Source organism: Streptococcus pseudopneumoniae (genome assembly GCF_001072375.1).
Lineage (GTDB): Bacteria > Bacillota > Bacilli > Lactobacillales > Streptococcaceae > Streptococcus > Streptococcus pseudopneumoniae_L.
Genome location: NZ_JVKV01000035.1, coordinates 1 through 15121, shown reverse-complemented (window position 1 = coordinate 15121; position 15121 = coordinate 1). Strand labels below are relative to the sequence as shown.

Genomic DNA, 15121 nt, shown 5'->3' with positions numbered 1-15121 from the left:
GGCGACGTTGACGCGGTTTGAATTTGATTTTCGAAGAGTATAAAATTAAAAAAGTGCAACAATAGAGCTATATTGTTGAGATTTTAGAATGACATTTATTTCATAAAGTTTGCCGAAGACTTTGTCTTCAGACTCTGCATCATTATAGATCTATCGGTTGGATTTTATATCTTGTCGTGGGCGATTAGACTAGGGAAAATACTTAGAAAAGGACGGAGATGCTAGTGCGTGTCAATAAAAAACTTAGCTTGTTTATCATTGGAATTGCTATGCCGATTTTGTTTATGATTTGGAAATTCAGTCAACCTGTTCTTCCAAAAACTTATCAGGAAGCTGTTCAGTATACTAAAGCAATCAATATGAAAGAAATGCGCTCCAAACTTGCAAATGGCGACGAGTTTGTCGTCTACATTGGAAGAGAATCCTGTCCCTACTGTCAAAAGTTTGTGCCCAATTTGGCTCTAGCGATTCAAAAAAGTCACCAGACGGTCTATTATTTGGATAGTGATTCTGATGAAAAGGATGAGATTACAGCCTTTGCAAAAGAAATGGATATCCAAACCGTTCCGAATCTTTCAGTCTATCAAAATGGTAGTAAATCACGCTATTTAGAGCAAGGAAGTTCCGCTAGCCTTGAAGAAATCCTTTCATTTCTGAAGCATGAATAGGACAGAAAGATTGTTTTAAATGACAAAAAACGACTCCGAAAATTGGAATCGTTGAGATGATAAAAGAGGTTGGATCATTTTCCAACCTCTTTTTATGTATCTTAATGGAATTGCATACCACCATCAACGATAATGGTTTGACCTGTAATGTAGTTTGAATCTGGTCCAGCAAGGAAGCTAACTGCTGCAGCTACATCTTCTGGTTCAGATAGGCGTTTCAATGTAATATCTTTTGCGAATGTTTGCATACCCCACTCGTCATCTTTTCCTGCATTTTTTCCAACTTCATGAGCGATATCATACATCATTGGTGTTTTTACAATACCTGGAGCATAGGCGTTGACAGTGATACCTGACTCTGCTAAATCACGCGCCAATGTTTGAGTAATACCACGAACAGCGAATTTTGTACCGCCGTATACAGTCAAGTTTGGATTTCCGACAACACCTGCTTGAGAAGTAGCATTGATGATTTTACCACCGTGACCAAGTGCTTTAAATTGAGCTTGAGCAGCTTGTGCTCCCCAAATCACACCACCGACGTTAATAGCAAATGTGCGAGCAAATTGCTCCTCTGTAATTGTATCCAGAGGTGTAGTCGGAGCGACACCAGCGTTGTTTACCACAACGTTCAAGTCTCCGAAATGATCGACAACTTTTTGGAAAGCTGCAGCAACTTCTGCTTGTTTAGATACATTAGCTACAACAGCAAAAGCTTTATCTGCTGACAATTCAGCAACTGCTTTCTCAGCTGTTTCAGCGTTGTAGTCTAAAACTCCAACCTTAAAACCATCTTGAACCAAGCGTTTTGCGATTGCAAAACCGATCCCTTGACCTGCACCTGTAACGATAGCTACTTTAGACATATGATTCCTCCTTTGGTATCCGTGATACCATTTCAACGTTCATAAAAGAACAGCAAAGGGTTATAAGTGAGTTGTGATAAGTTTCTAAAAGAAGTCCTATCACGTTTCAGTATACACCTTTGTGAAATTTGTGTCAAACAAATACTTAGCTTTTGGAAAAAATTAACCCTCTAAGAGTGAAAAAACTATCTGAGACTAACATGTTTATTTCTTATAATGAAGATAGCTAGAAAAGAATGTTGTATAATAGATGTGTATGATTGGGGGTATGGGGATGTATCAAGAATTGAAAAGAAAAGTAGCAGAAGAAAAACCGAGTTATCGTCAAGAAGAACTCCAGTGGTTGCTTGAGCACTTAGGAGATACTAGTCCAGAGATTCGCGATGAATTGGTTTTTACCAGTCTGGCTAGGGGGATTCAAGAAGAGTTATTTACCAAGGAGCAATTTCAGTTGATTGCTGCTGAGATTGTCTCTGATGGTGGACTAGATAAAGAGATTGATAAGATCGGAGTTTTCACGCTTGAACGTTCTTTTAGGGCACTTATTTATGCCAATCTCTTATCTGCTGATGGCAATGAACAGTCTCTTTTTTATCAAGTGCTTAAAACTGATATCAGAAATACGTTGCTCGATCAAGGTTTGCATTACCTTGAAAAAGAAGAGGATACGACTGGTTTTTCAAGCCAGTATGGTTGGGTGCATGCTTTTGCTCATGGGGCTGATCTTTTGACTGAAGTTGTTTGTCATCCAGACTTTCCTAAAAACAGAGTTCATGAAGTATTTGACATACTTGGCCAACTATTTAAAAGAATTTCGATTCGGTTTATAGATGATGAGGACTGGCGCTTGGCCAGAGTCCTTTATGAACCTATTTTGCAAGGCAAGGTGGAGCAAGCGACGCTGGCTTCTTGGATAAAGTCACTTGATTTCCCGATAGAAGAGAGGGAAGATTTTTATAAATTTTCCAATTTCAGATCCTGTCTCTTAGAAATCTATGTTCAACTCGACCAGAGAAATAATTTACAAGATGACTTGAAAGAAGCTATTCAATCTTTCCAATATTAGATTTTGATTATCAAATGTGAAAACTTGCACAAAAGTTCCAAGCACATTTCTTGAAACCCTTTCCTTCTTCTGATAGACTAATACATAGTTTGAAAAAAGGAGACTTATCATGAAAAAATTTGTTGCTGAATTAATCGGTACTTTTATGCTTGTGTTCATAGGAACAGGAGCTGTTGTTTTTGGAAATGGTGTTGAGGGACTTGGACATCTTGGAATTGCTCTTGCCTTTGGTTTGGCAATCGTAGTCGCAGCTTTCTCAATCGGAACTGTTTCAGGGGCTCACTTGAACCCAGCTGTTTCGATCGCTATGTTTGTTAACAAACGTTTGTCATCTTCAGAGCTTGTAAACTACATCCTTGGTCAAGTAGTTGGTGCCTTCCTAGCATCAGGATCTGTATTCTTCCTCTTGGCAAATTCAGGTATGTCAACTGCAAGTCTTGGTGAAAATGCCTTGGCAAAAGGTGTCACTGTCTTTGGTGGTTTCTTGTTTGAAACAATCGCAACTTTCTTGTTTGTTTTGGTGATCATGACTGTAACATCAGCAAGCAAAGGTAATGGCGCAATCGCTGGTTTGGTCATTGGTTTGTCATTGACAGCTTTGATTCTAGCTGGATTGAACATCACTGGACTTTCAGTAAATCCAGCTCGTAGCTTGGCTCCTGCTGTATTGGTAGGTGGCGCAGCTCTTCAACAAGTTTGGATTTTCATCCTTGCACCAATCCTTGGTGGAGTTCTTGCAGCCCTTGTTGCTAAAAACTTCCTTGGGACTGAAGAATAATTGAGACTCAAAAAGCCTTGCTCCTCATGATGAGGAACAGGGCTTTTTCGTATGATACTCTTCGAAAATCCCTTCAAACCACGTCAGCTTCCATCTGCAACCCCAAAGCACTGCTTTGAGGTTGTAGATAGCTTCCTAGTTTGCTCTTTGATTTTCATTGAGTATGAGTATTAGCGGTTGTCAATTTTCTCTGGATAAAGGTCGTGTTGGAAGAGGCGTTGTTCTGCCAAGCCTTCATATTTGGTTCCAGGTCTACCGTAGTTGTAGTAAGGGTCGATTGAAATACCACCGCGTGGGGTGAATTTTCCCCAGACTTCTAAATAGCGAGGGTCTAGCAAGTTGACCAAGTCTTTTCCGATGGTGTTGATACAGTTTTCGTGAAAATCTCCATGGTTTCGGTAGCTAAAGAGGTAGAGTTTGAGAGATTTTGACTCAACACAGAGCTTGTCAGGAATGTAGGAAATATAAATAGTTGCAAAGTCTGGTTGAGCAGTGATAGGACAAAGTGAGGTAAATTCAGGGCAGTTGAACTTGATGAAATAGTCATTTTCCACATGACGATTGTCAAAAGATTCGAGGACATCTGGTTGATACTCGAAAATGTAGTTGGTTTCTTTGTTGCCTAGTAGGCTTAGGTTTTTCATTTCTTCTTGTTGTGACATGATTTTTTCTTTCTAATTTTAAACACCACGTTGATTATCGTAAAGGAGGGTATGGAGTTGAGGAAGGACGCGGACATTGCCCCAGCTATCGTCGGCAGCGATGCGTTCCCAGAGTTCTTTGAGACGGTCCAGTTGGTCTTGGACAATATTACCCGTAGCCTTGGGCTCAGGATTTCCTGCTGATAAGAAGAGAACATCTGGTTGGTAGCGTTCTTGTATGCCTCTGGCAAAGGCCAAATCTGCATCGTCAAAGACAGGGATTTTAAAGGTGACCTTGTCTGGATCAAGTTGGGAAACGATAAAGTCCAAGGTCTCAAAGTTGACTTCCATCTTGGATGAAGGAGGTTTGGGACTCAGAGTGACTTGGTCGATATCTTTTAACCAATTTTGCCAACGGGATCCCTGGGTCTCAACAGCTAGAGTGACACCACGTTCCTTGAGTTTAGTGACGAGTTCAGCCATGTTGGCTGCTAGGATAGCAGGATTTCCCCCAGATAGGGTTACATAGTCGTAGCTTCCTAGTTTATCTAACTCAGCGATTACTTCATCAGCTGTCATGCGAGTTGGTTTTTCAGAACCATCCCAAGTAAAGGCAGAGTCGCACCAGTCGCAGTGGTAGTCGCAACCAGCAGTGCGGACAAACATGGTTTTCTGGCCGATAGCACGACCTTCTCCTTGAAAGGTTGGGCCGAAAATTTCCAGAACTGGTAGTTTGAGGACACGTTCCTTAGTCATCTAACCACTCCCGTCTAAACTCTGCAAAGGCAGTCGGAGTTTCATAGAGGCGAATATATTCCAAACGGAGACCGCGCTCGTCTGGCAACTCTTGGCTCATGGTTTGGAAAATCCAGTAAACCATATTTTCAGCAGTCGTATTCATGTAGGGAAGGGTTTCATTGAGATAGCGATGATCCAAGTGGGGCTCTAAGTAGTCCTTGTAGATTTGTTTGATATCCCCAAAATCATAGGTCATGCCACGTTCATCTAAAAATCCACTGACAGCGATTTGCAGATGATAGGTGTGACCGTGTAGGGATTTGCATTTTCCTTCATAGTGAAAGAGGTGGTGGGCAGCATCGAAGGTAAATTCTTTTGAGACTAAGGTTCTGTGAGGATTGTAGACAAGAGATTCCCCAGTTTCTTGTTTGATTTCTTTGGGGGCAAAAAACATCAGACCTCTCCTTTCTGAGAGAGATAAACCTCTAAACCATGTTGGCGTAGATGGCAGGCAGGACAATCTCCACAACCAGTACCGATAATCCCGTTGTAGCAGGTCAAGGTCTTCTCACGAACATAGTCAAAGGCACCGAGTTGGTCAGCTAATTCCCAAGTTTCAGCCTTGTCTAGCCACATGAGAGGCGTTTGGATCACAAAGTCGTAATCCATGGCAAGGTTGAGCGTGACATTGAGTGATTTGACAAAGACATCTCGACAATCGGGGTAGCCTGAGAAGTCTGTTTCGCAGACCCCTGTCACGATATCCGTAATTCCACGTTGCTTGGCAAGAACTGCCGCAAAGGACAGAAAGAGGTGGTTGCGACCATCGACGAAAGTATTAGGTACCTCTCCTTCTTTTTGCTCAATTTCTAGATCTGAAGTCAAGGCATTTTCAGTAATTTGTCCTAGTAGAGACATATCTAGGATATGATGACGAATTCCTTGTTCCTCAGCGATTTCTTTGGCCACTTGAATTTCGAGATGGTGGCGTTGGCCATAGGCAAAGGTAACGGCTTCTACCTTTTCATAGTGTTGCTTGGCCCAGAAAAGGCAGGTTGTTGAATCTTGACCGCCGCTAAAGACGACCAAGGCTGATTGACGTTTCATAGTACTCCTTCCAAAATGGGAAATGTTCAGAGCACGCAAAAAGCTCCCTATAGGGAGCTAAAAAATACCAAGTAGAGGTTTTTTTTAGCGATGGCATGTCCCAAACATCGTGATATTCTAGTTACAGTCTAGCATATTTTTTGAAAAATGGCAAAGGGCAAGAAAAAAGAGGCCAAATGAATGCACTTGGTCTCTCCTTTGATTAGCTTAATTCAGCAACGATAGCTTTGATTTGTTCTGCTGTGTGAACACCAGCAACTTGTTTAACCACTTGTCCATCTTTTTTGAAAAGAAGAGTAGGAATAGACATGATTCCAAATGAACGAGCTGTGTTAGGATTTTCATCAACGTCCATTTTAACGATCTTCAAGACATCTTCTGAAAGTTCTTCAGACAATTTGTCCAAGATTGGGCCTTGCATACGACATGGGCCACACCAAGTTGCCCAGAAGTCTACCAAGACCAATCCGTCTTTAGTTTCTTGTTCGAATGTTGCGTCTGTAATTGCTTTTGCCATAGTATTTCTCCTTTTTAGTTATATTGGCTTAAATCTTGTTTCATGAGATAGAAGAAAACATCTCCGTAAGTCCCATGGTAGTCCAAATCATGCCCCTTGTAGGTTACTTTTTGGACGGGGTAATAGTCTGCGACACCAATCAGGCAGGCATGTTGAGAACGTTCAAATTCATCGTATGACTCAAAGGTCATGGTTCTCTCTTGCTTGCTGGCGTCAAGATAAGTGATTTCAATCATAGGATTCTCCTTTGCTAAATCATGTTTTCATTTTACTCCTTGAAAAAAGGAATGTCAAGAAAAATGATTGCGCACGCAAGTTTTTTAAAAATATTTTAGGCTAACCAGTTTGATTTTCTTGCTAAGCTTTCTTCGACAGCTGTTTGTAAATAAGCCAAGGTAGTCTGTCCTTCATTAGTCAGGCAAATAAAACTAGCTCGCTTGTCCTGGTCGCAGCATCTCCGACTAAGTAAACCGCAGTTCTTGGCTTCTAGGCGTGCCACCATCCGTGAAACAGCACTAGGGCTCAGGTGGAGTTTATCTGGCAAGTCGATTTGTCTTAGGGATTTGCCTTCAGCCTGATTTAGAAAGTGCAAGAGGTAAAATTCCTTGAGTGTCAAGGTTTGTTCACTCTGCTCAGCGATGGTCTCTTCTAAAATAGCTTCTAACTCCACTTGCCTACGGTTGAAGTCAAACCATTTTTCTAAGTAAGTCATGTCCATCTCCTTTCCCTCTATAATAGTGTAATCATACTAGTGCATCTATGATGCTTGCGCACGCAATTAGTATACACCTTTTTGGCTTGGATAGCAAGAAGGATGTTTCTTATATATTTCCTTGATATTTTCTGAAAAAAGAGTAAACTGGTATGCAGAAAGTCTATTTGTGGAGTTTACGATGAAGTTATATGTTCAGTTAATGATTCTCTTTGTGATTTCTCTAATCGGTGAAGGGATCTCTAGTTTTTTTCATTTGCCGATTCCTGGAAGTATCATCGGCTTGATTATTCTTTTTCTAGCCTTGCAGTTCAAGTGGCTGCGCACCCGCCATGTCAACATGGTTGGGAATTTTCTCTTGGCCAACATGACCATTCTCTTTTTACCTCCTGCGGTTGGAATTATGGAAAAATTTGATGTGATTGCTCCCTATCTTCTGCCGATTGTTTTGATTGTCTTTTTTGCAGCAGTGATTAATATCATCTTGATTGCGCTTGTGGTTCAATTTATCAAAAAACGCTATGAAGGTGACTACGAAGAAAGAGGTACCAAATGAGCGAATTTGTATCTAATCCCCTATTTGGGATTGCTTTATCAATCTTAGCCTATCTTGGGGGAATGATGATTTTCAGACGATATCCTCATCCCTTAACGACTCCTTTGCTACTGTCAGCTATTTTTATTATCATATTTCTAAAGGTAACTGGCATTTCCTACCAAGATTACTACCAAGGTGGGGTTTATCTTAATAACTTGATTGTTCCTTCAACAGTGGCTCTAGGAATTCCCCTCTATAAGAGCTTCCACTTGATGAAGCATCATGTTAGAAGTATTTTGCTGGGTAGTTTTCTAGCTGTCATCGTCAATACCTCTTTTACAGCCCTAGTCGCTAAAATCTTTGGCATGGACTTTTTCCTAGCTATTTCCCTCTTTCCTAAGTCAGTAACGACCGCTATGGCAGTAGGGATTACAGAAAAGTTGCAAGGCTTGACTACTGTGACTCTAGTAGTTGTAGTAGCGACGGGGATTTTGACCAGCGTGATCGGACCAACACTTCTAAAATGGCTAAAAATAGACGATCCAGTAGCGGCTGGGCTAGCCCTGGGTGGAACAGGTCACGCCGTTGGAACTGGAACGGCCTTTCGCTATGGACCAGTTGCAGGTGCTATGGGAGGACTAGCCATCGGTGTTACAGGTATTCTCTATGTATTTGTCAGTCCTATTGTAGCTAATTTGATTTTGAGTTAACGCAAAAACCCAGCTCTAGTAGCTGGGCATTTTTTATTGCAAATTAACTTTATTCTTCAAGATATAGTAGGTTCCGAGATAGAAGGCTACGCTGAGGATGAGGTCTTTAACGATTTCAAAGGAGATCATCCAATTGTAGTCGATATCTATGCGAAGGTTGAGACCGACAAAGCCGAGAATGGTTTGGATAACAATATAGGCTAAAACGGAAAGAGCTGTACGGTATTCATTAAAGAGTTGTCCGATAGAGATTGCCAAGTAGATGCAGAGGATTCCTGAAATTGTGCTGAGGATATATGAAATCACAGAAAGCCAGAAACTATCCATGTAAAATTTAAAGAGGTATTCGAGAGAAAAGATATCAAGGAAGTTTGCACCAGTCAGAACTAAAATGATATAAATACTCAAGATAAAGACTAATGAGCTCGCCAGAGACCAGATGAAAGCACCCAAAAGTTTGGATAAAATGATTTGGTGCTCAGATACGGGGAGTGTGAGAGTTAGGTATCCCTGACGATCGTAGACACTACCCTTGAAGCGACGGATGATCAAAATCAAGGTTGAAATACTTAAGGTAATGATTAGTCCACCAAAAACTAGAGCCAGAAAAACTAACATAATCATTTGTTGATCAGGTGTATCGATGGATTTTAGGGAACTAGCTTGAACCCCGATAAGAGCAGAAAGTGCCAACACAGCACCATAGAGGGCTAAATACCATTTGTTAACATTTTTAAATTCATAACGAACTAAATTCCAAAACATAATAATCTCCTTTAACTAGGCTTTGAATTCGTGGCGGAAGAGTTGGTCGATAGACTCTCCAGACTCATAGCGAATATCATCCACATTTCCTTGACGGACGACTTTTCCATCCTTTAGGAAGATAATCTCATCCAAGATTGGTTCAATATCTGAAATTAAGTGGGTTGAAATCAAGACAGTCGAAGTTGGAGAGTAGTTGTTGATGATGGTATTCAAGATATAGTCACGAGCTGCTGGGTCTACACCCCCGATTGGTTCATCAAGCACGTATAGACGAGCATCGCGACTCATGACAAGAATCAGCTGAACCTTTTCTTTGTTCCCTTTTGAGAGTTTCTTGAAACGGCTATTTTCATCGATGCCAAGGTCACGAAGAAGACCTTGAGCACGTTCCAGATTAAAATCTTGGTAGAAGGTCTTGAAATAAGTGAGAGCTTCCTTGACCTTCATCTGCTCGTTGAGGTAGGTCGTATCAGGGAGATAAGAAACAATCGCTTTAGTTGCTGGGCTTGGTTCCATGCCATTGATAAGGATACGCCCTTCCTCTGGCTGTAGCAAGCCGTTGATTAGTTTAATCAGGGTTGTCTTTCCAGAACCGTTTGGGCCAAGGAGACCAACGATTTTTCCAGCTGGAATTTCAAGGGAAACATTTGTAAGAGCAGGACTTGCTCCATAGGATTTTGACACATTTTCAAATGCTAACAAGGTCATAGTTTAAACTCCTTCAATATAATCTCTCAAAACAGTCGGTAGTTCTTCTTTTTTATAGCCAAATTCTACCATGCCTGTTACAAACTGTTGTAACTGTTCTTCTGACAGTTGCTTACGGGATTGGAGGATCAAGTCCAAGTCCTCTGTGACAAAGCGTCCAGATGTCCGCTTGGTATAGACAAAGCCTTCTCTCTCCAAGTCCGATAGGGCACGCTGAATGGTGTTGGGATTGACCCCTGCCTCGCTTGCTAATTCTCTAACGGTTGGAAGCTGTTGATTGGGCTCGAGTTTATGGGAAATAATCTGCAATTTGATTTTCTCCATAATCTGCAAATAAATGGGTTTATTGTTATCAAATGTCCAAGACATCACGATCTCCTTTCTGTTCACCTTTGTGTTAATTCAATAATACAACAAAACAAAAAACTTGTCAAGCCAAAAGGAGAATTATTTTGGGAATCTCTTAAAAAATGGTATAATGAAAAGAAAACGACAAGGAGGGAAAGGCATGCGTTGTCCAAAATGTGGCGCTACAAAATCAAGTGTGATCGATAGTCGCCAGGCTGAAGAAGGAAATACAATCAGAAGAAGACGTGAGTGTGAAGAGTGTCAGCATCGTTTTACAACCTATGAACGTGTTGAAGAGAGAACGCTGGTTGTGGTCAAAAAAGATGGTACACGGGAACAATTTTCAAGAGATAAAATCTTTAACGGAATTATTCGTTCAGCCCAGAAACGTCCAGTGTCTAGTGATGAGATTGGCATGGTGGTCAATCGCATCGAACAAAAACTCCGTAGTCGCAATGAAAATGAAATTCAGAGTGAGGTTATTGGTTCCTTGGTTATGGAAGAATTGGCAGAGCTCGATGAGATTACTTATGTCCGTTTTGCCAGTGTCTATCGTAGTTTTAAGGATGTTAGTGAGTTAGAGAGCCTACTCCAGCAGATCACACAATCCTCAAAAAAGAAAAAGGAAAATAAATGAAGCCAAATGACCGTTTTTCTTTTGTAAAGAATAATCGGGTGTCGCAAGATACCTCCTCAATGGTGCAGTGCTACCTCCCGATTATCGGTCAGGAAGCTCTGAGCCTCTATCTTTATGCTGTGACTTTTTGGGATGGTGGCCAAAAGGAGCATCTCTTTGCAGCCATGCTCAATCATTTGAATTTTGGGATGGATAGTCTTTTAAAGGCTTTTAAAACTCTAACAGCCATGAAATTGGTGACCCTCTATCAGCAGGGTGAGACCTATAACTTGTTACTCCATTCTCCCTTATCAACTCAAGAATTTTTACAACATACAGTTTATCGGACCTTGTTAGAAAAAATGATTGGGGATAGTGCGGTTGCAGCCATGAGACAGGAACGTGTTGAAGGGGAACCTATCTCGGTGGCCTTGAGTCAAATCTTCCCTCAGTTATCCGAGTCTGCGAGTCAAGAAACCTCTAGCAGTCAGCCAGCAGCAGATGATTTTGATTTGGAGCATTTCCGTCAGCTCATGGCCCGTGATGGTCTTCGTTTTCAAGATGAGACTTCGGATGTTTTGGCCTTGTTTGCAATAGCAGACGAGCAGAGGTGGACTTGGTTTGAAACTTATCAAGTAGCTAAAGCGACAGCAGTGTCGCAAGTGATTTCTGTCAAACGCATCCGTGAAAAGATAGCGCAAAAGCCTGTGACTTCTGACTTTAGTCCCAAGGAGGCAACCATTATCCGAGAGGCTAAGAAAAAGACAGCCTTGCAGTTCCTTGCTGAGATTAAGCAGACCCGCAAGGGAAGTATTACTCAGACTGAACGGGACCTGCTCCAGCAGATGGCGGCCTTGGGCTTGCTGGATGAAGTAATCAATGTTATCTTGCTCCTGACCTTTAATAAGGTTGATTCGGCCAATATCAATGAAAAATACGCCATGAAGGTGGCTAATGACTACGCCTATCAAAATATCCGTAGTGCAGAGGAGGCAGTTCTCCGTATTCGTGAACGTGGCCAAAAAGCAAAAACGCAAAAGCAGAATCAGAATGCCCCAGCGAAAACCAATGTGCCTAAATGGAGCAATCCTGAATATAAGAATGAAACCAGCGAAGAAACTCGCTTAGAACTAGAACGTAAGAAAAAAGAAATGTTAGCTCGATTAGAAAAAGGAGGAGACTAGATGGAAAGTGTCGGAGACGTACTCAAGCGTCAACCAAGCCGATTTCAGTACCAGGATTTAGTCCAGCAAATCGTGAAAGACCCTGATGTTGCGGCCTTTATCCAGAAAGAATCTCTCAGTCAGGAGGAGTTAAATCGTAGTATTTCCAAGTTTAACCAATATATTACTGAGAGAGATAAGTTCCTCCGAGGAGATACAGACTATATCGCGCGTGGCTACAAGCCTATCCTAGTCATGAACCATGGCTATGCAGATGTCTCTTATGAAGAGACTCCTGAGCTAATTGCAGCGGAAAAAGAAGCAGCGATTAAAAACCGTCTCAAGCTAATCAATCTTCCAGCTAGTCTTAAAAAAGCTAGCTTAGCACAAGTAGACTTGGATGATTTGGGGCGCTTGCCAGTTTTTGAAAAGCTCCTAGACTTTGTGGAGCAATATCCAGCTATTCGAAAAGGTCTCTACTTATATGGAGACTTTGGTGTGGGTAAAAGTTTCATGGTGGCTGCCCTAGCTCATGATTTGTCAGAAAAACGTGGTGTTTCATCAACGCTCCTCCACTATCCGAGCTTTGTCATCGATGTCAAAAATGCCATCGGTGATGGCAATGTCAAGACCTTGGTGGATGAGATTAAGCTGGCTGAAGTCTTGATTTTGGATGATATTGGTGCCGAGCAATCAACAGCTTGGGTGCGTGACGAGATCCTGCAGGTCATTCTTCAATATCGTATGCAGGAAGATTTGCCAACCTTTTTCACCTCCAACTTCAACTTTGAAGATTTGGAGAAGCATTTCGCTAAAGGGAAAAATGGAAATGACGAAACCTGGGAAGCTAGACGCGTCATGGAACGCATTCGTTATTTAGCAGAGGAAACAAGACTTGAAGGAGAAAACCGCCGATGACAGAAACAATCAAATTAATGAAGGCTCACACTTCAGTGCGTAGATTTAAGGAGCAAGAGATTCCCCAAGCAGACTTGAATGAGATATTGACAGCTGCCCAAATGGCTTCTTCTTGGAAAAATTTCCAATCCTACTCGGTCATTCTTGTCAGAAGTCAAGAAAAGAAGAACGCCCTATTTGAGCTAGTTCCTCAGGAAGCGATTCGCCAGTCTGCAGCCTTTCTTCTCTTTGTTGGTGATCTAAACCGTGCAGAAAAAGGGGCTCGTCTCCATACGGATGTTTTCCAACCTCAAGGGGTGGAAGGACTCCTCATCACTTCAGTAGATGCAGCTCTAGCTGGACAAAATGCCTTGCTTGCGGCAGAAAGCCTAGGCTATGGTGGAGTGATTATCGGTTTGGTGCGTTACAAGTCTGTTGAGTTAGCAGAATTGTTCAAACTTACTGACTATACCTATCCAGTCTTTGGGATTGCACTCGGTGTGCCAAATCAACAGCATGCTGTAAAACCAAGACTGCCACTAGAGGATGTTGTCTTTGAGGAAGAATACCAAGAACAGTCAACTGAGGCTATTGAAGCCTATGACCGTGTGCAGACTGAATATGCAGGTGCGCGTGCGACTACAACTTGGAGTCAACGTTTGGCAGAGCAATTTGGCAATCCAGAACCAAGCTCGACTCGAGAAAATCTTGAGCAGAAGAAGTTATTGTAGAAAGTGAGAAAACATGGCCTTACCAACTGTTGCCATTGTGGGACGTCCCAATGTTGGGAAATCAACCCTATTTAACCGTATCGCGGGAGAACGCATCTCAATCGTAGAAGATATTGAAGGTGTAACGCGAGATCGTATCTATGCCACAGGTGAGTGGCTCAATCGTTCTTTTAGTATGATTGATACTGGAGGGATCGATGATGTCGATGCGCCTTTCATGGAACAAATCAAGCACCAGGCAGAAATTGCCATGGAAGAAGCAGATGTTATCGTCTTTGTCGTGTCTGGTAAAGAAGGAATTACAGATGCGGACGAATACGTTGCCCGTAAACTTTATAAAACTCATAAACCAGTCATCTTAGCCGTTAACAAGGTGGATAATCCTGAGATGCGAAATGATATCTATGATTTCTATGCTCTAGGCTTGGGCGAACCACTACCGATTTCATCTGTTCATGGTATCGGGACAGGGGATGTACTGGATGCTATTGTGGAAAACCTCCCACATGAAGTCGAAGAAGAAAATCCAGATGTTATTAAATTCAGCTTGATTGGTCGTCCAAATGTTGGAAAATCTAGCTTGATTAATGCCATTTTGGGAGAAGATCGCGTCATTGCCAGCCCTGTCGCTGGTACCACTCGTGATGCCATTGATACCCATTTTACAGATGCTGACGGCCAAGAGTTTACCATGATTGATACGGCTGGTATGCGTAAGTCAGGTAAAGTCTATGAAAATACTGAGAAATACTCGGTTATGCGTGCTATGCGTGCTATTGACCGTTCAGATGTAGTTTTGATGGTCCTCAATGCCGAGGAAGGTATTCGTGAGTATGACAAGCGTATCGCTGGATTTGCCCACGAAGCTGGTAAAGGGATGATTATCGTGGTCAATAAGTGGGATACCCTTGAAAAAGATAACCACACCATGAAAAACTGGGAGGAAGATATCCGTGAGCAGTTCCAATACCTACCTTACGCACCGATTATCTTTGTATCCGCTTTGACTAAGCAACGTCTCCACAAGTTGCCTGAGATGATTAAGCAAATCAGCGAGAGTCAAAATACCCGGATTCCATCAGCTGTCTTGAATGATGTGATTATGGATGCTATCGCCATCAACCCAACACCGACCGACAAAGGGAAACGCCTCAAGATTTTCTATGCGACTCAAGTGGCAACCAAACCACCAACCTTTGTCATCTTTGTCAACGAAGAAGAACTCATGCATTTCTCTTACCTACGTTTCTTGGAAAATCAAATCCGCAAGGCCTTTGTCTTTGAAGGAACACCGATTCACCTAATTGCAAGAAAACGGAAGTAGTGGATGTAAAAAAACGGTAGAACATCAAGACTTGTTCTACCACTTATCTACCCCACCAAATCATTTACAAAAGATGTGAATAGGATTTGATTTGTAGTATATTATTGAAATTGAAAAAGGATGGAATGATTTTCCATCCTTTTTTATAGCGGAATAAATCTATATTCCTAGGGGGACAATATTTATACTCAATGAAAATCAAAGAGCAAACTAGGAAGCGAGCCG

At 41.8% G+C, this 15121-nt stretch carries 21 protein-coding genes; 10 read left to right on the top strand and 11 right to left on the bottom strand.

The genetic code is table 11. The features are described 5' to 3' along the window. The first annotated feature begins 218 nt into the window (after nucleotides 1-218). Nucleotides 219-668 carry a thioredoxin domain-containing protein gene (locus ADH31_RS03210; RefSeq protein ID WP_414716735.1) on the top strand — a complete coding sequence of 150 codons (450 nt, stop codon included), beginning with the start codon at nucleotides 219-221 and terminating at the stop codon, nucleotides 666-668. 101 nt (nucleotides 669-769) lie between these two features. Here ADH31_RS03210 and ADH31_RS03205 read toward each other — a convergent pair whose 3' ends face one another. After that, nucleotides 770-1534: a (S)-acetoin forming diacetyl reductase gene (locus ADH31_RS03205; protein ID WP_049508978.1), complete on the bottom strand. Its 765-nt coding sequence runs from the start codon at nucleotides 1532-1534 to the stop codon at nucleotides 770-772. A 274-nt stretch (nucleotides 1535-1808) separates the two neighbouring features. On the opposite strand from ADH31_RS03205, the gene ADH31_RS03200 reads away from it, so the two are divergent. Together ADH31_RS03200 and ADH31_RS03195 are read left to right on the top strand one after the other, a co-directional pair. Then, complete coding sequence (locus ADH31_RS03200; RefSeq protein WP_049508977.1) at nucleotides 1809-2600, top strand: DUF2785 domain-containing protein; 792 nt, start codon at nucleotides 1809-1811, stop codon at nucleotides 2598-2600. A gap of 109 nt (nucleotides 2601-2709) precedes the next feature. Beyond that, on the top strand, nucleotides 2710-3378 hold the full coding sequence (locus ADH31_RS03195; protein WP_049508976.1) for an MIP/aquaporin family protein: 669 nt from the start codon (nucleotides 2710-2712) through the stop codon (nucleotides 3376-3378). 170 nt (nucleotides 3379-3548) lie between these two features. On the opposite strand, the gene queF is transcribed toward ADH31_RS03195, so the two are convergent. From queF to ADH31_RS03160, 7 genes are all read right to left on the bottom strand, one after another. After that, entirely contained in the window at nucleotides 3549-4040 is a 492-nt protein-coding gene (gene queF / locus ADH31_RS03190; protein ID WP_004250766.1) for a preQ(1) synthase, read from the bottom strand. An 18-nt stretch (nucleotides 4041-4058) separates the two neighbouring features. Beyond that, nucleotides 4059-4775 carry a 7-carboxy-7-deazaguanine synthase QueE gene (gene queE / locus ADH31_RS03185; RefSeq protein WP_049508975.1) on the bottom strand — a complete coding sequence of 239 codons (717 nt, stop codon included), beginning with the start codon at nucleotides 4773-4775 and terminating at the stop codon, nucleotides 4059-4061. After that, nucleotides 4768-5211 carry a 6-carboxytetrahydropterin synthase QueD gene (gene queD, locus ADH31_RS03180; protein ID WP_045762812.1) on the bottom strand — a complete coding sequence of 148 codons (444 nt, stop codon included), beginning with the start codon at nucleotides 5209-5211 and terminating at the stop codon, nucleotides 4768-4770. Before queD ends, queE begins: the two co-directional genes overlap by 8 nt. Continuing rightward, entirely contained in the window at nucleotides 5211-5864 is a 654-nt protein-coding gene (queC, locus tag ADH31_RS03175; RefSeq protein ID WP_049508974.1) for a 7-cyano-7-deazaguanine synthase QueC, read from the bottom strand. The genes queD and queC overlap by 1 nt, the downstream gene beginning before the upstream one ends. A 202-nt stretch (nucleotides 5865-6066) precedes the next feature. Beyond that, complete coding sequence (gene trxA, locus ADH31_RS03170; RefSeq protein ID WP_001029584.1) at nucleotides 6067-6381, bottom strand: thioredoxin; 315 nt, start codon at nucleotides 6379-6381, stop codon at nucleotides 6067-6069. Between the two features lie 14 nt (nucleotides 6382-6395). Next, nucleotides 6396-6617, bottom strand: a complete 222-nt coding sequence (locus ADH31_RS03165) for a DUF4649 family protein (protein ID WP_049508973.1) — start codon at nucleotides 6615-6617, stop codon at nucleotides 6396-6398. 95 nt (nucleotides 6618-6712) lie between these two features. Beyond that, nucleotides 6713-7093: a MarR family winged helix-turn-helix transcriptional regulator gene (locus ADH31_RS03160; RefSeq protein ID WP_049508972.1), complete on the bottom strand. Its 381-nt coding sequence runs from the start codon at nucleotides 7091-7093 to the stop codon at nucleotides 6713-6715. A gap of 181 nt (nucleotides 7094-7274) precedes the next feature. Between ADH31_RS03160 and ADH31_RS03155 the strand changes: the two genes are divergently transcribed. Continuing rightward, entirely contained in the window at nucleotides 7275-7649 is a 375-nt protein-coding gene (locus ADH31_RS03155) for a CidA/LrgA family protein (protein WP_000781324.1), read from the top strand. Beyond that, the gene (locus ADH31_RS03150) at nucleotides 7646-8341 is read left to right on the top strand and encodes an LrgB family protein (protein ID WP_049508971.1); all 696 of its coding nucleotides are present in this window, start codon (nucleotides 7646-7648) and stop codon (nucleotides 8339-8341) included. Before ADH31_RS03155 ends, ADH31_RS03150 begins: the two co-directional genes overlap by 4 nt. Before the next feature lie 33 nt (nucleotides 8342-8374). On the opposite strand, the gene ADH31_RS03145 is transcribed toward ADH31_RS03150, so the two are convergent. Genes ADH31_RS03145 through ADH31_RS03135 form a run of 3 tightly spaced genes read right to left on the bottom strand, consistent with a single transcriptional unit; the run spans nucleotide 8375 to nucleotide 10186 of the window. Next, complete coding sequence (locus tag ADH31_RS03145; RefSeq protein ID WP_049508970.1) at nucleotides 8375-9106, bottom strand: ABC transporter permease; 732 nt, start codon at nucleotides 9104-9106, stop codon at nucleotides 8375-8377. A gap of 15 nt (nucleotides 9107-9121) precedes the next feature. After that, nucleotides 9122-9817: an ABC transporter ATP-binding protein gene (locus ADH31_RS03140; RefSeq protein WP_000173159.1), complete on the bottom strand. Its 696-nt coding sequence runs from the start codon at nucleotides 9815-9817 to the stop codon at nucleotides 9122-9124. A gap of 3 nt (nucleotides 9818-9820) precedes the next feature. After that, nucleotides 9821-10186 carry a GntR family transcriptional regulator gene (locus tag ADH31_RS03135; protein WP_049508969.1) on the bottom strand — a complete coding sequence of 122 codons (366 nt, stop codon included), beginning with the start codon at nucleotides 10184-10186 and terminating at the stop codon, nucleotides 9821-9823. A 139-nt stretch (nucleotides 10187-10325) separates the two neighbouring features. Between ADH31_RS03135 and nrdR the strand changes: the two genes are divergently transcribed. Genes nrdR through der form a run of 5 tightly spaced genes read left to right on the top strand, consistent with a single transcriptional unit; the run spans nucleotide 10326 to nucleotide 14896 of the window. Next, nucleotides 10326-10802 (top strand): transcriptional regulator NrdR, encoded by a 477-nt coding sequence (gene nrdR / locus ADH31_RS03130; RefSeq protein ID WP_049508968.1) that lies wholly within the window; start codon nucleotides 10326-10328, stop codon nucleotides 10800-10802. Next, nucleotides 10799-11965: a DnaD domain protein gene (locus tag ADH31_RS03125; RefSeq protein WP_049508967.1), complete on the top strand. Its 1167-nt coding sequence runs from the start codon at nucleotides 10799-10801 to the stop codon at nucleotides 11963-11965. The genes nrdR and ADH31_RS03125 overlap by 4 nt, the downstream gene beginning before the upstream one ends. Beyond that, nucleotides 11966-12862: a primosomal protein DnaI gene (dnaI, locus tag ADH31_RS03120; protein WP_049508966.1), complete on the top strand. Its 897-nt coding sequence runs from the start codon at nucleotides 11966-11968 to the stop codon at nucleotides 12860-12862. It abuts the gene before it with no gap. Beyond that, nucleotides 12859-13572 carry an NADPH-dependent oxidoreductase gene (locus tag ADH31_RS03115; protein WP_049508965.1) on the top strand — a complete coding sequence of 238 codons (714 nt, stop codon included), beginning with the start codon at nucleotides 12859-12861 and terminating at the stop codon, nucleotides 13570-13572. The genes dnaI and ADH31_RS03115 overlap by 4 nt, the downstream gene beginning before the upstream one ends. Before the next feature lie 13 nt (nucleotides 13573-13585). Beyond that, nucleotides 13586-14896: a ribosome biogenesis GTPase Der gene (gene der, locus ADH31_RS03110; RefSeq protein WP_049508964.1), complete on the top strand. Its 1311-nt coding sequence runs from the start codon at nucleotides 13586-13588 to the stop codon at nucleotides 14894-14896. The last annotated feature ends 225 nt before the right edge of the window (nucleotides 14897-15121 follow it).

What these genes read in the sequence shown, in the direction of transcription:
- ADH31_RS03200 (WP_049508977.1), top strand. Translation starts at nt 1,809, where the DNA reads ATGTATCAAGAATTGAAAAGAAAAGTAGCAGAAGAAAAACCGAGTTAT.
- ADH31_RS03165 (WP_049508973.1), bottom strand. Translation starts at nt 6,617, where the DNA reads ATGATTGAAATCACTTATCTTGACGCCAGCAAGCAAGAGAGAACCATG.
- queF (WP_004250766.1), bottom strand. Translation starts at nt 4,040, where the DNA reads ATGTCACAACAAGAAGAAATGAAAAACCTAAGCCTACTAGGCAACAAA.
- queC (WP_049508974.1), bottom strand. Translation starts at nt 5,864, where the DNA reads ATGAAACGTCAATCAGCCTTGGTCGTCTTTAGCGGCGGTCAAGATTCA.
- ADH31_RS03210 (WP_414716735.1), top strand. Translation starts at nt 219, where the DNA reads ATGCTAGTGCGTGTCAATAAAAAACTTAGCTTGTTTATCATTGGAATT.
- trxA (WP_001029584.1), bottom strand. Translation starts at nt 6,381, where the DNA reads ATGGCAAAAGCAATTACAGACGCAACATTCGAACAAGAAACTAAAGAC.
- ADH31_RS03205 (WP_049508978.1), bottom strand. Translation starts at nt 1,534, where the DNA reads ATGTCTAAAGTAGCTATCGTTACAGGTGCAGGTCAAGGGATCGGTTTT.
- ADH31_RS03195 (WP_049508976.1), top strand. Translation starts at nt 2,710, where the DNA reads ATGAAAAAATTTGTTGCTGAATTAATCGGTACTTTTATGCTTGTGTTC.
- ADH31_RS03160 (WP_049508972.1), bottom strand. Translation starts at nt 7,093, where the DNA reads ATGACTTACTTAGAAAAATGGTTTGACTTCAACCGTAGGCAAGTGGAG.
- ADH31_RS03150 (WP_049508971.1), top strand. Translation starts at nt 7,646, where the DNA reads ATGAGCGAATTTGTATCTAATCCCCTATTTGGGATTGCTTTATCAATC.
- queE (WP_049508975.1), bottom strand. Translation starts at nt 4,775, where the DNA reads ATGACTAAGGAACGTGTCCTCAAACTACCAGTTCTGGAAATTTTCGGC.
- nrdR (WP_049508968.1), top strand. Translation starts at nt 10,326, where the DNA reads ATGCGTTGTCCAAAATGTGGCGCTACAAAATCAAGTGTGATCGATAGT.
- ADH31_RS03115 (WP_049508965.1), top strand. Translation starts at nt 12,859, where the DNA reads ATGACAGAAACAATCAAATTAATGAAGGCTCACACTTCAGTGCGTAGA.
- ADH31_RS03135 (WP_049508969.1), bottom strand. Translation starts at nt 10,186, where the DNA reads ATGTCTTGGACATTTGATAACAATAAACCCATTTATTTGCAGATTATG.
- ADH31_RS03145 (WP_049508970.1), bottom strand. Translation starts at nt 9,106, where the DNA reads ATGTTTTGGAATTTAGTTCGTTATGAATTTAAAAATGTTAACAAATGG.
- ADH31_RS03140 (WP_000173159.1), bottom strand. Translation starts at nt 9,817, where the DNA reads ATGACCTTGTTAGCATTTGAAAATGTGTCAAAATCCTATGGAGCAAGT.
- queD (WP_045762812.1), bottom strand. Translation starts at nt 5,211, where the DNA reads ATGTTTTTTGCCCCCAAAGAAATCAAACAAGAAACTGGGGAATCTCTT.
- dnaI (WP_049508966.1), top strand. Translation starts at nt 11,966, where the DNA reads ATGGAAAGTGTCGGAGACGTACTCAAGCGTCAACCAAGCCGATTTCAG.
- ADH31_RS03125 (WP_049508967.1), top strand. Translation starts at nt 10,799, where the DNA reads ATGAAGCCAAATGACCGTTTTTCTTTTGTAAAGAATAATCGGGTGTCG.
- der (WP_049508964.1), top strand. Translation starts at nt 13,586, where the DNA reads ATGGCCTTACCAACTGTTGCCATTGTGGGACGTCCCAATGTTGGGAAA.
- ADH31_RS03155 (WP_000781324.1), top strand. Translation starts at nt 7,275, where the DNA reads ATGAAGTTATATGTTCAGTTAATGATTCTCTTTGTGATTTCTCTAATC.